At 74.2% G+C, this 19,662-nt stretch carries 15 protein-coding genes and 1 pseudogene; 10 read left to right on the forward strand and 6 right to left on the reverse strand.

The window, feature by feature from the left end:
* Positions 1-10 precede the first annotated feature (10 nt).
* From ACE3Q3_RS09490 to ACE3Q3_RS09510, 5 genes are read right to left on the reverse strand one after another with little or no spacing between them, the layout of a single operon-like run.
* The gene (locus tag ACE3Q3_RS09490) at positions 11-1,750 is read right to left on the reverse strand and encodes a cation:proton antiporter (RefSeq protein WP_374444973.1); all 1,740 of its coding nucleotides are present in this window, start codon (positions 1,748-1,750) and stop codon (positions 11-13) included.
* A gap of 55 nt (positions 1,751-1,805) precedes the next feature.
* Entirely contained in the window at positions 1,806-2,759 is a 954-nt protein-coding gene (locus ACE3Q3_RS09495; protein ID WP_374444975.1) for an acetyl-CoA carboxylase carboxyltransferase subunit alpha, read from the reverse strand.
* A gap of 50 nt (positions 2,760-2,809) precedes the next feature.
* Entirely contained in the window at positions 2,810-3,760 is a 951-nt protein-coding gene (locus ACE3Q3_RS09500) for a site-specific tyrosine recombinase XerD (protein WP_374444978.1), read from the reverse strand.
* A 10-nt stretch (positions 3,761-3,770) separates the two neighbouring features.
* Positions 3,771-5,549, reverse strand: coding sequence for a hypothetical protein (locus ACE3Q3_RS09505; protein WP_374444980.1), 1,779 nt, complete (start codon positions 5,547-5,549; stop codon positions 3,771-3,773).
* Positions 5,530-5,673, reverse strand: coding sequence for a hypothetical protein (locus tag ACE3Q3_RS09510; protein ID WP_374444982.1), 144 nt, complete (start codon positions 5,671-5,673; stop codon positions 5,530-5,532). The genes ACE3Q3_RS09505 and ACE3Q3_RS09510 overlap by 20 nt, the downstream gene beginning before the upstream one ends.
* Before the next feature lie 184 nt (positions 5,674-5,857).
* Between ACE3Q3_RS09510 and ACE3Q3_RS09515 the strand changes: the two genes are divergently transcribed.
* From ACE3Q3_RS09515 to ACE3Q3_RS09525, 3 genes are all read left to right on the forward strand, one after another.
* A complete protein-coding gene (locus tag ACE3Q3_RS09515; RefSeq protein ID WP_374444985.1) occupies positions 5,858-6,436 on the forward strand; it encodes a shikimate kinase in 579 nt (192 codons plus the stop codon).
* On the forward strand, positions 6,433-7,548 hold the full coding sequence (aroB, locus tag ACE3Q3_RS09520) for a 3-dehydroquinate synthase (protein WP_374444987.1): 1,116 nt from the start codon (positions 6,433-6,435) through the stop codon (positions 7,546-7,548). The genes ACE3Q3_RS09515 and aroB overlap by 4 nt, the downstream gene beginning before the upstream one ends.
* 141 nt (positions 7,549-7,689) lie before the next feature.
* On the forward strand, positions 7,690-8,274 hold the full coding sequence (locus tag ACE3Q3_RS09525; protein WP_374444990.1) for a DUF2889 domain-containing protein: 585 nt from the start codon (positions 7,690-7,692) through the stop codon (positions 8,272-8,274).
* Between the two features lie 28 nt (positions 8,275-8,302).
* On the opposite strand, the gene ACE3Q3_RS09530 is transcribed toward ACE3Q3_RS09525, so the two are convergent.
* Positions 8,303-8,575 carry a BolA family protein gene (locus ACE3Q3_RS09530; RefSeq protein WP_374444992.1) on the reverse strand — a complete coding sequence of 91 codons (273 nt, stop codon included), beginning with the start codon at positions 8,573-8,575 and terminating at the stop codon, positions 8,303-8,305.
* A 98-nt stretch (positions 8,576-8,673) separates the two neighbouring features.
* Here ACE3Q3_RS09530 and ACE3Q3_RS09535 point away from each other — a divergent pair, with 98 nt between their 5' ends.
* From ACE3Q3_RS09535 to ACE3Q3_RS09565, 7 genes and pseudogenes are all read left to right on the forward strand, one after another.
* Positions 8,674-9,240: a J domain-containing protein gene (locus ACE3Q3_RS09535; protein WP_374444995.1), complete on the forward strand. Its 567-nt coding sequence runs from the start codon at positions 8,674-8,676 to the stop codon at positions 9,238-9,240.
* A gap of 46 nt (positions 9,241-9,286) precedes the next feature.
* Positions 9,287-10,291 carry a cobaltochelatase subunit CobS gene (cobS, locus tag ACE3Q3_RS09540; RefSeq protein ID WP_374444997.1) on the forward strand — a complete coding sequence of 335 codons (1,005 nt, stop codon included), beginning with the start codon at positions 9,287-9,289 and terminating at the stop codon, positions 10,289-10,291.
* Between the two features lie 10 nt (positions 10,292-10,301).
* A pseudogene (gene cobT, locus ACE3Q3_RS09545) lies at positions 10,302-12,149 on the forward strand (cobaltochelatase subunit CobT); the annotation flags it as partial.
* 184 nt (positions 12,150-12,333) lie between these two features.
* A complete protein-coding gene (locus ACE3Q3_RS09550) occupies positions 12,334-14,136 on the forward strand; it encodes an autotransporter assembly complex family protein (protein ID WP_374445000.1) in 1,803 nt (600 codons plus the stop codon).
* Between the two features lie 10 nt (positions 14,137-14,146).
* Positions 14,147-18,433, forward strand: coding sequence for a translocation/assembly module TamB domain-containing protein (locus ACE3Q3_RS09555; protein ID WP_374445002.1), 4,287 nt, complete (start codon positions 14,147-14,149; stop codon positions 18,431-18,433).
* Between the two features lie 82 nt (positions 18,434-18,515).
* Positions 18,516-19,397 carry a dienelactone hydrolase family protein gene (locus ACE3Q3_RS09560; RefSeq protein WP_374445006.1) on the forward strand — a complete coding sequence of 294 codons (882 nt, stop codon included), beginning with the start codon at positions 18,516-18,518 and terminating at the stop codon, positions 19,395-19,397.
* Positions 19,398-19,399: 2 nt separating this feature from the next.
* Positions 19,400-19,662 (forward strand): NIPSNAP family protein (locus ACE3Q3_RS09565; protein WP_374445008.1); only part of this gene is annotated, 263 nt, incomplete at its 3' end.

A 19,662-nucleotide genomic window follows, 5' to 3' on the forward strand; every position in this document is an offset into this window, starting at 1 on the left:
GCCCGGCGGATCACGCCCGGAAGCGGCCCGACCACGCGTCGCGGAGCGCCGCCAGCCGTTCCGCCACGGCCTCCTCGCGCATGCCGATTCCGGCCATCACCCGGCCGGCGAGCTGCAGGCTCGGCTCCAGCGCCTCGGGAATGACCTCGGTGGCGCCGAGCTCGGCGAGGCGTCGCGCGTGCGCGACGTCGCGGGCCCGGGCATAGATCGGCAGGTCCGGCCAGCGCCGGCGCGCCGCCCGGACGGCCCGTTCGGCCGCCTGCACGTCGTCGAGGGTGACGACGAGCGCCTGGCAGGTGTCCGCCCCGGCATGGCGAAGCACCTCGCCGCGGCCGGCATCGCCGAACTGCACGGCCTGCCCGGTCCGCCGCGCCGCTTCCGAGACCGCCGGGTCGAGGTCGACGGCGACATAGGCGATCTTCTCCGCCTCGAAGGCGGCGGCCAGCGTGCGCCCGACGCGACCGAAGCCCGCGAGGATGACGTGCCCTTCGGGCGGCGGCACCACCCCGTCGGTCTCCTCGTGCCGGCGCGCGACGCTCCCGGCGATGCCGCGCGCCAGCCGGCGCGCCCCGATCGCCACCAGCGGCGTCGCCAGCAGCGACAGGCCGACGACCAGGAGCACGTCCTGCGCCGCCGCCGCCTCGATCAGATGCGCGCCGGTCGCGAGCCCGACGGCGACCAGCGCGAACTCGCCCGCCTGGCCGAGGAGCAGGCCGGCCTCGACCGCGACCGGCCAGGGCTGCCCGAACGCCCGCAGCAGCCCGCCGATCACGAGCCCCTTGACGAGGAACAGCACCACCACCGCCGCCAGGATCGGAACGGGGTGGCGGAGCAGCGCACCGCCGTCGATGCCCATGCCGACGCCGATGAAGAAGAGGCCGAGAAAGAGTCCCTTGAAGGGTTCGATGTCGACCTCGACCTCGTGGCGGAACTCGCTCTCGGCGATGAGCAGCCCGGCGAGGAACGCGCCCAGCGCCATCGACAGCCCGATCGCAGCCGTCGCCATCGCCGTCCCCAGCGCCACCAGCAGGATGACCGCCATGAAGAGTTCCGGGCTGCCGGCGCGCGCCGCCGAGCGCAGGACCGGCCGCAGGGCGAACCGTCCGAAGACCCCGATCGCCGCCACCATCAGGACGGCCTCCCCCAGGGCCCGCGCGATGGCCGCCGGCGACTGTTCGGGCCCGCCGCCGCCCAGGACCGAGATCAGGACCAGGATCGGCACCACCGCCAGGTCCTGGAACAGCAGGATCGCGAAGGCGTTGCGGCCGAGGACGCCGGTCGCCGCCCGGCGCTCGGCCAGGAGCGGCATGACGATCGCGGTCGAGGACAGGGCGAACGCGAGGCCGAGGACCGACGCCGCGGCGACCGAATGACCGGCGAGCCAGGCGCCGGCGCCGAGCACCGCCGCGCACAGCAGCACCGCCGACCCGCCCATGCCGAACACCGCCAGGCGCATCGAGAACAGCCGCCGCGGCGACAGTTCGAGACCGATCGTGAACAGCAGGAAGACGATGCCCAGTTCGGCGATCGACTGGACGCCCTTGAGGTCGGTGATGACGAGGTGGCGCAGCCAGGGCACGTCGCCGATGAGGCCGCCCAGCCCGTGCGGGCCGATGACGACGCCGATCAGGAGGAATCCCAGGACCGGGCTGACGCGCAGCCGGTGGAAGACCGGGACGACGATGCCGGCGGCCGCGAGGAAGACCAGCACCTCGCGCAGATAGGGAATGTCGTGGCCGTTCTCGGTCATGGGCGGTCAGGGGCAGGACCGGGCGGCGGCGTGGCGCGCGGCCGGGCCGGGCCGGTCAGGCCGCGCTCTGGCCGATCGCCAGGAACTTCTCGCGGCGGCGCAGGCGCAAGCTCGCGGCGTCGAGCCCCTCCAGCCCCTGGAACGCGGTTGCGATGGCGTCCCCCACCGCCGCCACCGTCGCGGCGCGGTCGCGGTGGGCGCCGCCCAGCGGCTCGGGGATGATCGCGTCGGCGACGCCGAGCCGCAGCAGGTCCTGCGCCGTCAGCTTCAGCGCCTCGGCCGCCTCCTGCGCGTTCTCCGCGCTGCGCCAGAGGATCGAGGCACAGCCCTCGGGCGAGATCACCGAGTAGACGGCATGCTCCAGCATCAGCACGCGATTGGCGGTCGCGAGCGCGATCGCGCCACCCGACCCCCCCTCGCCGATGATGACCGAGACGAAGGGCACGCCGACCGCGAGGCCCGCCTCGATCGCGCGCGCGATCGCCTCGGCCTGCCCGCGCTCCTCGGCCCCGATCCCGGGATAGGCGCCGGCGGTGTCGACCATGGTCAGGATCGGCAGGCCGAAGCGGTCGGCCAGTTCCATCAGCCGGCGGGCCTTGCGGTACCCCTCCGGCCGGGCCATGCCGAAATTGTGGCGGACGCGGCTCTCCGTATCCGCCCCCTTCTCCTGGCCCATGACCATCACCGGCGTGCCGCGGAACCGGCCGAGGCCGCCGATGATCGCACGATCCTCGGCGAAGGTGCGGTCGCCGGCGAGCGGCGTGAAGTCGGTGACGAGGGCGGCCAGGTAGTCGGAGAGATGCGGCCGCTCGGGGTGGCGGGCGACCTGCACCTTCTGCCACGGCGTCAGCCGGGCATAGGTCTGACGCAGCAGGCGCTCGGCCTTGCCCTGGAGCTTGGCGACCTCGTCGGCGATGTTGATGTCGGCAGCCCCGGGAAGATGCCGGAGCTCTTCGATCTTGCTTTCGAGCTCCGCGATCGGCTGCTCGAAATCCAGGAAACTGCGCATGGTGGGCGGGTACTAGCACAGCGCGGCCGGCGGGGGAAACCGGCGCACCCTCATTCCTCGCCGCGGCGCGGGCGGCGGCCGGCCAGCGGGTGGTGCGACTGCACCAGACGGGTCAGGCGCTCGTCGGCGACGTGGGTGTAGATCTGGGTCGTGGCGATGTCGGCATGGCCCAGCATGCGCTGGACGCTGCGCAGGTCGGCGCCGCCGTCGACCAGGTGCGTGGCGAAGGCGTGGCGCAGGACGTGCGGCGACAGGCGCGCGGGATCGAGCCCGGCCTGGACGGCCAGTTCCTTCAGCAGCTGCCCGACGCGGCGGCGCGTCAGCCGGGCTTCGGCGCCGCGCGACGGGAAGAGCCAGCGCTCGGCCTGGGCGCGGCGGGCGCCCCGCGGCAGGAAGGCCGGGCGTACCGCCATGTAGGTGCCGACCGCCGCCACCGCCGAGGCCGCGAGCGGGACCACGCGCTCGCGGTCGCCCTTGCCGCGGACGACGATCGTCGTGCTGTCCCGCGCCACGGCGTTGACCGGGAGGTCGACCAGTTCGGAGACGCGCAGGCCGCCCGCATAGAGCAGCTCGACCATCGCCACCAGGCGCGGCCCGTCCGGCGCCGGGCGCAGGCGGGCCGCCGCCAGCAGCGCGTCGCACTCGCCCGCATCGACGATCTTGGGCAGCGGCCGCCCGAGGCGGGGCGAATCGAGCCGGGTGCTCGGATCGTCCGGCCGCAGGCCCTCGGCATAGAGGAAGCGATGGAACTGGCGGATGGCGGAGAGCCGGCGCGCCTGCGTCCGCGGCGCCATGCCGGCCGCGTCGAGGTGCGAGAGATAGGCCCGCAGCCCGTCCTCGGTCGCGGCGTCGAGGGTCTCGCCGCGGCCGGCGAGGAACCCCGCGAGGTCGCCGAGGTCGCGGCGGTAGGCCTCCTGGGTGTTCCGCGCCGCGCCGCGCTCAGCCGCCAGCATCTCGAGGAACCCCTCGAGGCGGCGGCTGGCGAGCGCGGTGCCGGACATGGCGCCGGGGCTAGAGGCCGGCCAGGAGCGCGATCTCGACCGCGATGCGGCGCGCGGTGCCGGTCTGCTCGGCAAGCCGCAGGCCGTTCAGCGCCGAGAAGGCCGCCAACGGATGTGGCACCGCATCGCGTCCGACGGCCAGGAGCGCGAGCGCCACCTGCTCGCCGAGCCGGCTCTCGCGCGCCGCCGCCTCCTGGGCGAACCAGACGGCGGCCGCGGCGCCGGGCAACGCCGCGGTCCGGCCGGGCGGCGCCTCGATCAGCGCGATCCATTCGTCGCTGGCGGCGAGATCGCCGAGTGCGGCCAGCAGGGCCAGTCCGACGGCCGCCCGCGGCGAGCCCGGTCCGCCCATGGCGCCGGTCCAGCGGTGGGCCGCCTCGGCGTTCCAGGCCGGTCCGTCCTCACCCAGCGCCAGCCGCACCAGGGGTGCGGCGGCGGCATGGGCCGCCATCGCGCCCGCATCGCCCGGCCGCTGGCCGATCATCGCCAGCCAGCGCATCGCCGTGCGGCCGTCGCCGGCCGCCAGCGCGATGCGGATCGCCGCCGCGGCATGGGGTGCGAGGTCGACCGAGGGCGACATCTCGCGCACCAGCGGCGCCGCCGCCGCGCCGAAGGCGAGCGCGGCACCATGCTCGCGCGCGTGGTCCCAGCCCGCAGCCAGCCGCTCCAGCCGGCGTCCCGGCACGATCTCCAGCCGCGCCGCCTGGAAGAGCAGGGCGCGACCGTCCGCGCCCGGCATGCCCCCGGCCGCCGAGAGCGCGTCCGCGAGGCGCTCGGGGGGCAGCGGCAGTTCGGCGTAGAGGCCGGCCAGCACCGCCGGCTCGACGAGGCCGAGGCCGGCCGCCGCCTCGGCTGCGACAAGGCGGACCCCCGGCGGCAGCGCCGAGGCGCGGGCGAACGCGGCCGCCACGGCGGGCGGGGCGGCCGCCAGCGCCTTCGGCTCCGCCGGGACCCCGGCATGGATCGCCAGCGCCACCTCGACGGCTGCGAGCCCGGCCGCCGTCGCCGGCTTGTCGCCGAGGCCGGCGGCGGCCTCCGCCAGACGGGTGAACGCCTCGCCCGCATCGAGCCCCTGGTCGCGCAGCAGGTCGAGGCCGAGGCGCACCCGGTCGCCGTGGCCCTCGATCGCGTCGCAGGCGACGAGCAGGCGGCGCCAGAAGAGGTCGGCCATGTCGACGTCGGCGCGGCGGGCGCGCCGGCAGGCATCGGCGGCCGAGCCGCCGAGGAGCGCCGCCTCGGCCGCCGGCCGCGCCCGCGGACCGTCGAGCCGCGCTTCGGGGACCGCGCGCGCCAGCGCTGCGGCCGCGGCCGCGTCGCCCACGGCGAGCAGCCGGACCAGGCGGCGCTCCAGGAAGGCGCCCGCCGGGGCACCGTCCGGCCGCGCCGCCGCCGACATGAGCAGGCGCCGGGCGAGGGCGTGGCGCGCCGGTGTCCCCGCCGGAGCGGACAGCCGCTCGAGCAGGGGGGCGGCGGCCGTCCAGGCGCTGCCGCGCCACAGGTCGGGGCCGAGGCCGCCTTCCGCCTGGCTCCAGCCCGCCGACTCGTGATCGAGCGCCGGCAGCGGCCGGGCCGTCACCGCCGGCGATGGTGCGGTGCGGCCGCGCTCCTGCGGCAGGGGGGTCGGCGGCGTGCCGATCGCAGGCGGGATGCGGACGGGCGGCCCCGATTCCGGTGCCGCCGCCGGAGCGGCCGGGCGCGGCGGCGTCAGCAGGGGCGTCGGCGGCGCCTGCGCCGCGGCGGGCGCCGCCAGGACGAGGGCGAGAATCGCGCTAGCGGGCCAGCCTGCCATCCGGGATCACCTTCTCGATGCGCTTGGTCGGTGCCGGCATGTCGACGAGCAGCAGGGTCCCGAGGGCCGCGATCAGGAGAACCAGGACCACGGAAGCGGCGATCCAGACGAGCTTGCGGGTCATGGCGTGAAACTCCGGGGCGAGGCGCTCTCCGTCCGCCCGCGTGCTTGACGACTTGCGACGGGCTTTGTGCTAACTACCGTCGATGGCGGCCGGAGGGCAGAATATCGGCGCCTCGGAGGCGACACAACGCCAGGGGGCAGATGGTCAGGGGGCGAACCGGCGCACCGACGGGGGAACCGCGACGTTGGGCGATCGGATCGTGCTGCCGCGCACGCTCGTGCTGGTGGGGCTGATGGGGGCCGGCAAGACCAGCGTCGGCCGGCGGATCGCCCATCGGCTGGGCCTGGGCTTCGTCGATGCCGACGCCGAGATCGAGGCTGCCGCCGGCTGCACCATCGCCGAAATCTTCGCCCGCCACGGCGAGACGGCGTTCCGCGACGGCGAGCGCCGGGTGATCCAGCGCCTGCTGGAGGAGCCGGCCCATGTGCTGGCGACCGGCGGCGGCGCCTTCATGGACCCCGCCACCCGGGCCTGCATCCGCGCCCGCGGAATTTCGCTGTGGCTGCGCGCCGAACTCGAGGTGCTGGTCCGCCGGGTGGCCCGGCGCACCCACCGGCCCCTGCTGAACCAGGGCGATCCCAAGGAAATCCTGACCCGCCTGATGGCGATCCGCTATCCCGTCTATGCCGAGGCCGACATCGTCGTCGACAGCCTCGACGCCCCGACCGAGAACACCGTCGATCGCTGCATGACCGCCCTTTCCGAATATCTCGCCCACCGCGCCGTGTCCTGCCCCCCGGCCGTCGTCGGGTCGCCGACATGAGCGCCGTCGACACCGTCCGAGTCGGCCTCGACCAGCGCAGCTACGACATCCTGGTCGGGCCGGGACTGGTCGCCGAGGCCGGCCGGCGCATGGCCCCGGTGCTGTCCTCCCCCAGGGTCGTCGTCGTCACCGACGAGACCGTCGCCCGCCTGCACCTGGCGACGCTCCGGGGCGGCCTCGACGCCGCCGGCATCCGCCACGACACGGTCGTCCTGCCGCCGGGCGAGGCGACCAAGGACTTCCCCCACCTGCAGCATCTCTGCGAGCGCGTGCTGGAGTTCGGCGTCGACCGCGGCGCGGCGCTGGTGGCGCTGGGCGGCGGCGTCATCGGCGACCTGACCGGCTTCGCCGCCAGCATCCTGCTGCGCGGCATCGGCTTCGTGCAGGTGCCGACGACGCTGCTGTCGCAGGTCGACAGCGCCGTCGGCGGCAAGACCGCGATCGACATGCCGACGGGCAAGAACCTGGTCGGCAGCTTCCACCAGCCGCTGCTGGTGCTCTCCGACATGGACGTGCTCCGGACCCTGCCGCGGCGCGAACTGCTGGCCGGCTATGCCGAGGTGGTGAAGTACGGCCTGCTCGGCGACCCCGCCTTCTTCGACTGGTGCGAGCGGGCGGGCCCGGCGCTGGTCGCCGGCGATGCCGACGCCGCCCGCCGCGCGGTGGTCGCGAGCTGCCGGGCCAAGGCCGCCATCGTCGCCCGCGACGAGCGCGAGACCGGCGACCGGGCGCTGCTCAATCTCGGCCACACCTTCGGCCATGCGCTGGAGGTCGAGAGCGGCTTCGGCGGCGGCCTGCTGCACGGCGAGGCGGTCGCCATCGGCACCATCATGGCGTTCGACCTGTCGGCACGGCTGGGGCTCTGCCCCGGGCAGGACGCCGTCCGGGTCCGCCGCCACTTCGCGGCGGTCGGCCTGCCGACGGGGCTGGCCGGCGTGCGCGGCAGCGGCTGGACGGCCGAGCGGCTGGTGGCGCACATGGCCAAGGACAAGAAGGCGCGGAACGGCCGCGTCACCTTCATCCTGGTCCGCGGCATCGGGCAGGCGTTCGTCGCGCGCGACGTCGAGATCGCGGCGGTGACCGCGCTCCTCGAGGACGCCATCGCCGCCTGACTCGCCGTCGCCCCGGGTCGGCACCAGGGGCGCCCGCACCATTGACGTCGGCACCATTGACGCGGAAGGGGAGTTCGTCTTAGGTCGCCTACGCTGCGCCGCAACATGGCGCGACCCGATCGCCTTCCCGGACCCCCGCCCATGCCACTTTCCGAGCCGGCGCCGCGCGCCCACCTGCACACCCGGACCGTGGAATGCCGCGGCTATCGCCGCGAGGACGGGCTGTGGGACATCGAAGGGCACCTGGTCGACACCAAGTCCTATGCCTTCGACAGCAACAGCCGCGGGCCGATGCCGCCGGGCACGCCGGTCCACGACATGTGGATCCGCCTGACGGTCGACGACGAACTGGTCGTGCGCGCGATCGAGGTCGTGACCGACGCCAGCCCCTTTCCGATCTGCCCGGAGATCACGCCGAACTTCCAGCGCGTGGTCGGCCTGTCGATCAAGGCCGGATGGACGCAGCAGGTCCGCAGCCTGCTCGGCGGCACCGAGGGCTGCACCCACCTGGTCGAGCTGCTGGGTCCGGTCGCCACCACCGCCTTCCAGACGATCTTTCCCTGGCGCGAACGCCAGCGCCGCAGCCAGGCGGCGGCCGGCACGCCGACGGGGCCGCAGCGCCGGCCGGCGCACCTCGACACCTGCCACGCACTCGCCCTCGACGGACCGGTGGTGGCGCGGATCTGGCCCGCCTTCTACACCGGACCGCGCAAGGAAAGCGCCTGACGCGAGCCCGGCGGAGCCGGCCGCCCCATCAGGACGGTTCGCCCGGGGCCCGCGTCCGGAGCTGGAGCGCGTGGACGCCGCCCGCCAGTTCGGCGGCGAGCACGGCATAGACCATGCGCTGGCGCTCGACGCGCGAGCGGCCGGCGAAGTCTGTGGCGACGATGTCGACGCGGTAGTGGGTCTCGCCGCCGGGGCGCGCGCCGGCATGGCCGGCATGGCGATGGGAATCGTCCTCGACCGTCAGGGCGATCGGCCGGAATGCGTGCGTCAGCTTGTCGCGGATCGTGTCCTGCATCGTCATCGTCGTCGGTGTCCCGTTCGGTTCGTCCAAGGATTCTCGCGCCGTTCGCCGGTGCATCGCCTTGTCTGGCCCACTGCGCCTGACCATACTCCGTCGCAATGAGACGACGGTTCGAGCGCGTCGCCCTCGCCTGCGATCCGGAGGAGGCGGGGAACAGACGCACCTGCGAGTGGCCCGGCTGCACTGGCGACGGTGAATACCGCGCGCCGCAGTCGCGCGACCGGCTCGACCAGTATCGCTGGTTCTGCCTCGACCATGTCCGGGAATACAACCGCGCCTGGGACTATTACCGCGGCATGTCGCAGGCGGAGATCGAGGCCGACCTGCGGCGCGACACGGTGTGGCAGCGCCCGACCTGGCCACTCGGCAGCGGCCGGCCGCGGAACCCCGGCTGGCGGGTCCATGACGGCTTCGGATTCTTCGACGAGGAGCCGGCGCGCAAGGGCGGCGAGCCCGGCCGGCCGCCGGCCGAGGCCGCCCACCTGCGGGCGCTCGCCATCTTCGGACTGGAGCCGCCAGTCACGTTCGAGCGGCTGCGATCGCGCTATCTGACCCTGGTCAAGCAGCACCACCCGGATGCGAATGGGGGCGACAAGGCCGCTGAGGAACGTCTAAAATCCATCAACGAAGCCTATGCGACCCTCAAGAACGGCTATTTCGCATAGTCCGGTCTTCATTCCTGTTGTCTCCAAACGACGAGATCCGACCCCGATGGCCACCGCCACGTCACCCCGCGCCGCAGAGGCGGCGCCGAACGGCCTGCCCGACATCAAGGTTTCCGCCCGCGAAGTCTTCGGCATCGACAGCGATCTCGCCGTGCCGGCCTTCTCCACCCCGACCGAGCATGTTCCCGACAAGGACCCGGCCTACCGCTTCGACCACGACACCACGCTCGCGATCCTGGCCGGCTTCGCCTACAACCGCCGTGTGATGATCCAGGGCTATCACGGCACCGGAAAGTCCACCCACATCGAGCAGGTCGCGGCCCGCCTCAACTGGCCCTGCATCCGCGTCAATCTCGACAGCCACATCAGCCGCATCGACCTCGTCGGCAAGGACGCGATCGTGCTGCGCGACGGCAAGCAGGTCACGGAATACCGTGAGGGCCTGCTGCCCTGGGCGCTGCAGCATCCGACCGCCATCGTCTTCGACGAGTACGACGCCGGTCGGCCGGACGTCATGTTCGTGATCCAGCGCGTGCTGGAGGTCGAGGGCAAGCTGACCCTGCTCGACCAGAACAAGGTCATCCGCCCGCACCCGTCCTTCCGCCTGTTCGCGACCGCCAACACGGTCGGCCTCGGCGACACGACCGGCCTCTATCACGGCACCCAGCAGATCAACCAGGGTCAGATGGACCGCTGGAACATCGTCGCCACCCTGAACTACCTGCCGCACGACGATGAGGTCGAGATCGTGCTCGCGAAGATGCCGAGCTACCAGACCGCCGAGGGCAAGAAGATCATCTCGCAGATGGTCGCCTGCGCCGACCTGACGCGCGCCGGCTTCATCAACGGCGACATCTCGACCGTCATGTCGCCGCGCACGGTCATCACCTGGGCCGAGAACGCGCGCATCTTCGGCGACATCGGCTTCGCCTTCCGCCTGACCTTCCTCAACAAGTGCGACGAGGTCGAGCGCGCGTCGGTGGCCGAATACTACCAGCGCTGCTTCGGCACCGAACTCAAGGAAACCGGCGTTCGCGCAAAGCTGCTGTGAGACGACGGCGATGACCCAGGGCAAGGCCGAGACGCCGCTCGAGGCGTTCAAGCGGTCGACCACGGCGGCGCTGCGGGCGATCGCCGAGCGCGACGACGTCAACGTCGTCTTCAGCTCCGACCCGCCGGGGGCGGCCGGCACGCGCGCCCGCGTGCCGCTGCCGTCGCGCGACCTGCCGGCGGAGGAGGCGGCCCAGGTCCGCGGCGCCGCCGACGCCATCGCCCTGCGCTATCGCCACCACGACGCCCGCCTGCACGCCAGGCGCGCGCCGCCGAGCGAACTCGCCCGCACCATCTTCGACGCCGTCGAGCAGGCCCGCGTCGAGGCGATCGGGGCGCGGCGAATGAAGGGCGTCGCCGACAATCTGGCGGCGGCGCTCGCCGAACGCTACCGCCGCCAGGGCTTCGACCGCGTCACCGAGCGCACCGACGTCACCATGGCGGACGCCGTCCGCCTGCTGGCGCGCGAGCAGCTCACGGGCGAGGCGCCGCCGGATTCCGCCAAGCGCGTCGTCGACATGTGGCGGCCCTGGGTCGAGGCCAAGGGCGGCACCGACCTCGCCGACCTGGCGCAGCACATCAACGACCAGGAGCGCTTCGGACAGGCCGTCCGCAAGCTCATCTCCGACCTCGACCTCGATCTCGGCGACACCGAGGCCGAGGGCTCGGAAGGCGACGGCGAGAGCGACCAGAACGACGCGGCCGATGCCGACGGCGAGAGCGAGCAGGGCGAGGGTTCCGCCAGCGGCACCCAGTCGACGATGGAGGCCGCCCCCGGCGACCCGCGCGAGGACGATTCCGGCGCCGCCGCCGAGGAGCAGGACGGCGAGATGATGCCGGGCACCGGCGACGACGACCCCAACCGTCCCGGCCGTCCCGGTCAGGTGCCGCGCCCGGCCTGGGGCGAGGGGCCCGACGCCTCCTACAAGGCCTACACCAAGCGCTTCGACGAGACGGTCAATGCCGAGGCGCTCTGCGACGCCGACGAGCTGGCGCGCCTGCGCGGCCTGCTCGACCAGCAGCTGGCGCATCTCCAGGGCGTCATCAGCCGCCTCGCCAACCGGCTGCAGCGGCGCCTGATGGCCAAGCAGACGCGGTCGTGGGAGTTCGACCTGGAGGAGGGCATCCTCGACGCCGCGCGCCTGTCCCGGGTCATCACCAACCCGGCGATCCCGCTGTCCTTCAAGCGCGAGCTCGACACCGATTTCCGCGACACCGTCGTCACGCTGCTGATCGACAATTCCGGCTCGATGCGCGGCCGCCCGATCACCGTGGCGGCGATGAGCGCCGACATCCTGGCGCGGACGCTGGAACGCTGCGCCGTCAAGGTCGAGATCCTGGGCTTCACCACCCGCGCCTGGAAGGGCGGCCAGGCGCGCGAGCGCTGGATCGCCGAGGGCAAGCCCGCCAACCCGGGCCGCCTCAACGACCTGCGCCACATCGTCTACAAGGCGGCCGACGCGCCGTGGCGGCGGGCGCGCAAGAATCTCGGCCTGATGCTGCGCGAAGGCATCCTCAAGGAGAACATCGACGGCGAGGCGCTGATGTGGGCGCATGACCGCCTGATCGCCCGGACCGAGCAGCGGCGGGTGCTGATGGTCATCTCGGACGGCGCCCCGGTCGACGATTCCACCCTTTCGGTCAATCCCGGCAACTACCTCGAGAAGCACCTGCGCGAGGCAATCGAGTACATCGAGGGCCGCTCGCCGGTGGAGCTGATCGCGATCGGCATCGGCCACGACGTCACCCGCTACTACAAGCGCGCGGTCACGATCGTCGACGCCGAGCAGCTCGGCGGCACCATGACCGACAAGCTGGCCGAGCTCTTCGACGAGGACAGCCGCGCCGGCCGGCCCGGCCGCCACCGGCGCGCCCCCGGAACCCCGGCCGGGGCGCCGCCGTCCGGCGGCGTCCCGGCCCCTTCCCCCTGGAACCAAACCCGGCCCTGCCGCGTTGTCTCGGTCGAACGACCGAGGAACCCGCCCGATCAAGCGCGGGGCCTTCGGCCGCCCGCCGCCACGGACGAGAGAGCCCGGTCCCGTCTTGAACCCGCAACGACGACTGACCGGCCTCTGCGCCCGCCGCCTGTTCGCCGCCGGGCTGTTCGTCCTCGCCGCCGCCGGCCCGGCCGCGGCCGAGGTGCCCTACACCGCGACGCTGACGGTCGCCGCCGGCGAGGACGGCGTGGAGAAGCGGATCCGGGACATCGCCCAGACGCTGCTGCGACAGAAGGATCCGCCGGAGAGCCGGGCCGCCCTGGCGCGGCGGGTGGCGGACGACCGGCGCGGCATCACCGACACGCTGCGCGCACTCGGGTATTTCGACTCGCGGGTCGAAAGCGGCATCGACCGCAATGCCAGCCCGACCGCCGTCTCGATCACCGTCGATCCCGGCCCGCTCTACCTGGTCCGCGACGTGGCGGTGGCGGTGCCGACGGGCGCCCCGCCGCTGCCGGCGGACTTTCCCGCCATCGAGACCTTCGGCGTCGCGCTCGGCGATCCGGTCCGCAGCGCCGATATCCTCGCCGCCGAAGGCCACGTCCTGGCGCGCCTGCGGGAAGCCGGCCGGCCGCTCGCCCGGCGGGTCGACCGGCGCATCGTCGTCGACCATGCGCTGCGCGCCGCGACGGTCACCTGGATCGTCGATCCGGGACCGGCCGCCCGGTTCGGCGAGACCCGGATCGAAGGGCTGGTCGACGCCCGCGAACCCATGGTCCGGCGTCGACTGCGATGGCAGGCGGGCGAGGCCTACGATTCGCGGAAGGTCGACGCGACGCGCAAGGCGCTGGCGGGCTCCGGCCTCTTCTCCTCGGTGCGGATCGCCGCGGCCGATCGCGTCGACCCGGACGGTACCGTCCCGATGACGGTGACCCTGGTCGAGGGCGAGCGGCGCAGCGTCGGCGGCGGCCTCCGCTACTCGACCTCGACCGGATTCGGCACCGAACTCTTCTGGGAGCACCGCGACCTCTTCGGCAACGGCGACCGGGTGCGCCTGTCCGGCACCTTCGCCGAGCAGGAACTGGGGGCGACCGCCACCTATCGCCGACCCTACTTCCTCGCCGACGAGCAGGATCTGGTGGCCAGCCTGACGCTCGCCGACGAGAAGCCGCCCGCCTACGACAACCGCTTCCTGCGCATCCATGGCGGCATCGAGCGGCGCTTCCCGCCGCACTGGACCGCCGGCGCCGGCCTCCAGTACGAGCGGATGGAGGTGACGGCCCAACGCCGGACCAACCGCTACCACCTGGTCGGAGCGCCGGTCTTCCTGCGCCGGGACACCTCCGACGACCTGCTGAACCCGACCAGCGGCTATCGCACCACGCTCAGCGCCACGCCCTATTTCGGGGTCGAGGACGGCGCCCTCGGCGTCCTCAAACTCCGCATCGACCAGACCGCGTACTGGCGGCTCGACGAGGAGGGGAGCTGGGTGCTGGCCGCCGGCGCCAGCCTCGGCAGCCTCCTCGGGGCCGGGCGCGGCGAGGTGCCGGCGCCGCAGCGCTTCTATGCGGGCGGCGGCGGCAGCGTCCGCGGCTTCGGCTTCCAGATGGCGGGGCCGGTCGACGCCGCGGGCGACCCGCTCGGCGGCAAGTCGCTGCTGACAGGCGGGGCCGAACTCCGGATCAAGGTCACCGAGACGATCGGCGTGGTGCCGTTCCTGGAGGCCGGCACCGTGACGGATTCCACGCTGCCCGGCTTCGGCGACCGGCTCTTCGTCGGTGCCGGGATCGGCCTGCGCTACTACACGAGCTTCGGTCCGGTCCGGCTCGACCTCGCCACCCCATTGAACCGGCGCGACGGCGTCGACGATCTGGTCCAGGTCTATATCAGCCTGGGCCAGGCGTTCTAGGACCGCCGGCATGTGGTGGCTACGGCGGACCTTCGGGGTGGCGGCGATCGTGCTGCTGCTCCTGCTCGTGGTCCTCGGCGGCCTCTTCGCCGCCGCCCAGACGCGGCTCGGCCGGGACTGGCTGGCCGGCGCCATCGCCGACGCCGCATCCGCGCCCGGCAGCCGGGTCGCGATCGCCGGCATCGCGGGGCTGGTGCCGTTCGCCATGACGGTCCGGGAACTCTCCGTCGCCGACGAGGCCGGACCGTGGCTCGCCATCGACCGCCTCGAGATCGACTGGTTCGCCTCCGACATCCTGTCGCGGCGGCTCCGGCTGGGTCTGATGGCGGCGCAGCGAATCCGCCTCGACCGCCTGCCGGTGCTGCCGCCGTCGGCATCGCCGGCCGGCCCGCCCGGGCCGCCGGGCCTGCCGCACCTCCCGCTCACCCTCTCGCTCGACCGCATTGCCGTCGAGCGCCTGGAGATCGCGCCCGCGGTGGCGGGCGAGGCGATCGCGATCGCCGTCCACGGCGCCGCCACCCTGGAATCGAGCCGCGCCGAGGCGACGGTCGCCGTGCGCCGCCTCGACGGACCGGAGGGTGCGATCGACCTGCGGCTGGTCTTCGCCCCCGACGAGAACCGGCTGGAGGCGAAGCTCGACGCGACCGATCCGTCGGGCGACCTCGCCCGACGACTGCTCGGCGGCGACGAACCGCGGCCGGCGCGGCTGTCGCTCGACGGCGCGGGCCCGATCGACGGCTGGACCGGACGGCTCACCGGCAGCCTCGGCGAAGGTGCCAGCCTCGACCTCGTGCTCCAGGCGCGCGGCATCGCCCCCTATCGCCTCGCCGTCGACGGCACCATCCGGCCGGCGCCGCTGCTGGCGGAGCCATGGCGCGCGCCGCTCGCCGACGGCATCCGCATGTCCGGCCACGCGACCGGCGCGGACGACGCCACCATCGCCCGGCTGGACGTGTCCGGCGGCGGCCTCGCCCTCTCGGCCAGCGGGCGTCTGGCGCCGGACGGCGCCGTCGCGGGCCGCGTCGACGCCACGGTCGTCGACCTGGCCCCACTGGGCGCGGCCGCCGGCCAGAACCTCTCGGGCGCGCTGGTCCTCGGCGCCGACCTCACCGGCACGACCGCCGCGCCGCGGCTCGCGCTCACCATCGACGGCACCGGCCTTGCCGCCGCCGCGGCCGGCCTCGACGGGCTGTCGCTGTCGGCCGACGTCCGGCCGGCGGGCGACGCGGTCGCCCTGTCGGCACGCGGCCGGGTCTCGGGTCTGAGCCTGGACGGCGCGCCGGCACCCGTCCGCGACGCCGACTGGACGGTGGCCGGAACCCTGGCGGCGGACGGCCGCATGGCGATCGACGGGCTGACGGTCACGACCGCGGACGGCATGGTCGCGGCGGCGGGCACGGTCGCTCCGGACGGCCCGCTCGACCTCCGCCTGTCCGCCGAACTGCCGGCCGCACTGCTCCGCCGGGTCGGGTCGCCGCTGCACGGCGCCGTCGCCCTCTCCGGCCGGATCGCCGGCGACATGCGGACCGGCGCGCTGTCCGGCGACGCCACCGCCGAGATGCACGCCCCCGAGGGCGAACCCACCCTGACGGCGTTGCTCGGCCCCGCCCCCCGTCTCGCCGCCGAGTTCCGGCGCGCGGCGGACGGTGGGCTGCGGGCGCCCAGCCTGCGGCTGGAGGGGCGGGAGATCCGGATCGAGGCGAGCGGCAGCCTCGGCCGCGACGGCGCCGTCGCGGCCGAGATGCGGGCGGTCCTGCCGCGTCTGGCGGCGCTGGCCCAGCCGCTCGGCACGGCGATGGCGGGCGAGGTTGCGGCCGAGGCGACGGTTTCGGGGACGCTCGACCGGCCGGCGGCGGCGGTGCGCCTGTCGTCCGCCGAACTCACCGCCGCGGGACGCCGCATTCGGCGCCTCGCGGTCTCCGCCGACGGCCGGCTCGAGGGGACCCGGCTCACGGGCCGGGTCGAGGGCGGCCTCGATCTGGACGGGGTGCCCGTGACGCTGCGCGCCGACCTCCGGCGCGAGGCGGACCGTCTCGCCGTCGAGGATCTGCGGGTCGACGCCGCGGGCCAGCGCCTGACGGGCTCGGCGACGCTCGGCGGCGGCGGCCCGGTGGCCGCGGCGGCAAGGGTGGCCGCGCCCGACCTGTCGCGCCTGGAGCCCCTCCTCGGCCGCGGCGCCGCGGGCGGGCTCGACCTCACGGCGCGGCTGGGGCCGGTCGGACGGACCCTGCGGCTCTCCGCCGACGGCAACGCCCGCGATCTCGCCATCGCCGATGCCCGGGTCCGGGCCGCGACCATCAAGGTCAGCGTCGACGCGCCGATGACGGCGCCGCGCGGCACCGTCGCCGTGCAGGCCCGCGGCATCGCGGCCGGCGGCCGCGCGATCGACGAGGCGAAGCTGGACGCGAGCGGCGACCTCGCGCGCGAGATCCGGGCGACGCTCGCCGCCCGCGGGCAGCGGCCACAGCCGCTGGCGGTCGACCTCGCGGCCACCATCGGCCGGGCCGGCGAGGCGATCGCCGCCACGCTCACCCGTGGCTCGGTCACGGTCGACCAGCAGACCATTGCCCTGGGCGGGCCGCTCCGGATCGGGTTCGATCGCGGCACGGTGACGGCGGACGGCATCGACCTCCGGCTGGCAGGCGGGCGCGTCACCGGCCGCGCCCGCTACGCCGCCGACGGCATCGACGGCGAACTCGCCCTGGCGCGCCTGTCGATGGCCGAGCTGGGCCGGCTCGCCGGCGTCCGCGGGATGCAGGGCCAGATCGACGGCGAGGCCCGCATCGACACGGCCGCCCGCCAGCCGTCGGGTACGCTGTCGCTGCGCGCCGGCGGCATCCGCTGGCGCGGGACGCCGCGCGACCTGCCGCCGCTGGCGATCGTCGCCGACGGCAGCTGGCAGGACGGGCGCGCCAGTCTGACCGCGGCGCTGCGCGACGTGCCCGACGCCGCGCTGACCGTCGCGGCATCGGTGCCGCTGGTGCTGGCCGCGAAGCCGGCGCAGTTCGCGCTCCCGCCCGACGGGACGATCGGCGGACGGGCCGACGGGAATGTCGATCTGGCCCGTCTGCGCACCTACCTGCCGACCGAGACGCTGACCATGGCCGGCCGGCTCGACGCCGCGTTGCGCCTGGACGGCACGGTCGCCGCACCCCGGCCCGGCGGCCGGGCCTCGCTCGCCGGCGCCCGCATCGAGGACGGCGGCACCGGCATCGTGCTGGCCGATCTCGAGGCCACCCTGGTCGGCGACGGCGACCGCTTCCGGCTGGAGAAGCTGTCGGCGACCGACGGCGCCGGCGGCCGCATCGCCGGCCAGGGCTTCGCGGAGCGGCGCGACGCGGGATGGGGCGGCGAGGCGGCCGTGACGGCCGAGCGCTTCCGGGTGTTGGCCAACGACCTCGGGCGCGCCATCGCCAGCGGCCGCATCGAGGCCCGGAGCACCGCCGCCGGCCAGCGCATCGCCGGCCGCGTGCAGGTCGACCAGGGCGACATCGCCCTGCCGCAATCGACGCCGGCGGCGCTCACGCCGCTGCCGGTGGTGGAGATCAACCGCCCGGGCGTGGCGGACGCGGACCCGTCCGGCGGGACGGCGGCGGCGCTGCCGATCGCGCTGGCGATCGACGTCGTCCTGCCGGGCCGGCTCTTCGTCCGCGGTCGCGGACTCGATTCCGAGTGGCGGGGGAACCTGCGCGTCGCCGGCACGCTCGATGCGCCGCAGGTCACGGGCGCGATCGAGACCGTGCGCGGCCGGTACGACCTGCTCGGACGGCGCTTCACCGTCGAGCGCGGGGTGATCTCCTTCGACGGCGCCCCGACCGATGCCCGGCTCGACCTGCTGGCGACGGCGACCGCCAACCAGCTGAAGGCGACCGTGACGGTGGCCGGCAGCGCGACGCAGCCGACGCTGACGCTGGGGTCGGATCCGCCGCTGCCGCAGGACGAGGTGCTGGCCCAGGTTCTCTTCGGCCGCAGCACCTCCCAGGTCACGCCGGGCCAGGCGGTGCAGCTCGCCCAGGCGGCGGCGGAGCTCGCCGGCCTCGGCAGCGGCAGCGGCATCGTCGACCGCGTCCGCCAGACCCTCGGCCTCGACGCGCTCGACATCGGCGGCGAGGACGGCACCTCGGTCACCCTCGGCCGCTACGTCACGGACGACGTCTTCGTGAAGGTGAACCCCAACCCGGGCGAGAACGCATCCGCCGTCGGGGTCGAGATCCAGGTGCTGCCCAACGTCACCGTCGATGCCGGCGTCGGCGGCGACGGCACCAGCGTCGGCATCAAGTACCGGCTCGACTATTGAGGCCGATCACGACGGCGTGACCGGCAGCGGACGCCGGGCGCTGATACTCTTGATGGTCGAAGGACAGGGAGGAGCACGGGGAATGCCAGACGATTTCGCCCAGGACATGCGGAGCCTGATCGCCCGCACCGAACTCAGCCGGCGCGGCTTCGTCGTCGCCGGCACGCTGGCGACCGGCTTCGCGCTCGCCGCCCAGCCGATCCAGGCCCAGAGCGTCATCACCACCGACACCGCCGGGCTGACGGCCGGCGAGGTGCAGGTCCCGGTTGCGGGCGGCACGATTCCCGCCTACCACGCGATGCCAGCGGCGGGCGGGCCGTTTCCGACCGTCGTCGTCGTCCAGGAGATCTTCGGCGTCCATGAGCACATCAAGGACGTCTGCCGGCGGTTCGCCAAGCTGGGCTATCTCGCGGTCGCGCCCGAGTACTATGCCCGGCAGGGCGACGTCTCGAAGCTGACGGACGTCCCGACCATCCTCCGGGAAATCGTGGCCAAGGTGCCGGACGCCCAGCTCATGTCGGATACCGACGCCGCCGTCGCCTGGGCCCAGTCGACCGGCAAGGCCAACACCGACAGGCTCGGCATGACCGGCTTCTGCTGGGGCGGGCGCGTGGTCTGGCTCTATGCCGCCCACCAGCCGAAGCTGAAGGCGGGCGTCGCCTGGTACGGACGGCTCGTCGGGCAGGCGAGCGAGCTGACCCCGAAGCACCCGATCGATCTCGTCGCCGACCTGAAGGCGCCGGTGCTCGGCCTCTATGGCGGCGCCGACCCCGGCATCCCCAACGACACGGTCGAGAAGATGCAGGCCGCCCTCAAGGCGGCGGGCAAGCCGTCCGAGATCGTGGTCTATCCCGACACCCCGCACGCCTTCCATGCCGACTATCGCCCGAGCTACCGCAAGGGACCGGCCGAGGACGGATGGCAGCGGCTGCAAGCGTGGTTCAAGCGGCACGGGGTCGCCTGACCATGATCGTCGACGAGCGAACCTACACCGTCCATGTCGGCAAGCTGGCGGAGTTCCTGGCGGCCTACGAGGCGGAGGGCTATCCGGTGCAGACCCGGCACCTCGGCAAGCCCTTCGGCTACTTCGTCACCGAGGTCGGGACGATCAACCAGATCGTCCATATGTGGGCGTACGAAAGCATGGCCGACCGCGAGCAGCGGCGGGCGGCGATGCAGGCGGACCCGGCCTGGCAGGCCTGGATCAAGAAGGCCGCGCCCTATTTCTC

Source organism: Allostella sp., from assembly GCF_041913585.1.
Taxonomy (GTDB): Bacteria; Pseudomonadota; Alphaproteobacteria; order ATCC43930; family Allostellaceae; genus Allostella.

Excerpts from the sequence above, each read along its gene's own strand:
- ACE3Q3_RS09525 (WP_374444990.1), top strand. The coding sequence starts at position 7,690 with ATGCCACTTTCCGAGCCGGCGCCGCGCGCCCACCTGCACACCCGGACC.
- ACE3Q3_RS09490 (WP_374444973.1), bottom strand. The coding sequence starts at position 1,750 with ATGACCGAGAACGGCCACGACATTCCCTATCTGCGCGAGGTGCTGGTC.
- ACE3Q3_RS09505 (WP_374444980.1), bottom strand. The coding sequence starts at position 5,549 with ATGGCAGGCTGGCCCGCTAGCGCGATTCTCGCCCTCGTCCTGGCGGCG.
- cobS (WP_374444997.1), top strand. The coding sequence starts at position 9,287 with ATGGCCACCGCCACGTCACCCCGCGCCGCAGAGGCGGCGCCGAACGGC.
- ACE3Q3_RS09495 (WP_374444975.1), bottom strand. The coding sequence starts at position 2,759 with ATGCGCAGTTTCCTGGATTTCGAGCAGCCGATCGCGGAGCTCGAAAGC.
- ACE3Q3_RS09530 (WP_374444992.1), bottom strand. The coding sequence starts at position 8,575 with ATGACGATGCAGGACACGATCCGCGACAAGCTGACGCACGCATTCCGG.
- ACE3Q3_RS09500 (WP_374444978.1), bottom strand. The coding sequence starts at position 3,760 with ATGTCCGGCACCGCGCTCGCCAGCCGCCGCCTCGAGGGGTTCCTCGAG.
- ACE3Q3_RS09555 (WP_374445002.1), top strand. The coding sequence starts at position 14,147 with ATGTGGTGGCTACGGCGGACCTTCGGGGTGGCGGCGATCGTGCTGCTG.
- ACE3Q3_RS09560 (WP_374445006.1), top strand. The coding sequence starts at position 18,516 with ATGCCAGACGATTTCGCCCAGGACATGCGGAGCCTGATCGCCCGCACC.
- ACE3Q3_RS09535 (WP_374444995.1), top strand. The coding sequence starts at position 8,674 with ATGAGACGACGGTTCGAGCGCGTCGCCCTCGCCTGCGATCCGGAGGAG.
- ACE3Q3_RS09510 (WP_374444982.1), bottom strand. The coding sequence starts at position 5,673 with ATGACCCGCAAGCTCGTCTGGATCGCCGCTTCCGTGGTCCTGGTTCTC.
- aroB (WP_374444987.1), top strand. The coding sequence starts at position 6,433 with ATGAGCGCCGTCGACACCGTCCGAGTCGGCCTCGACCAGCGCAGCTAC.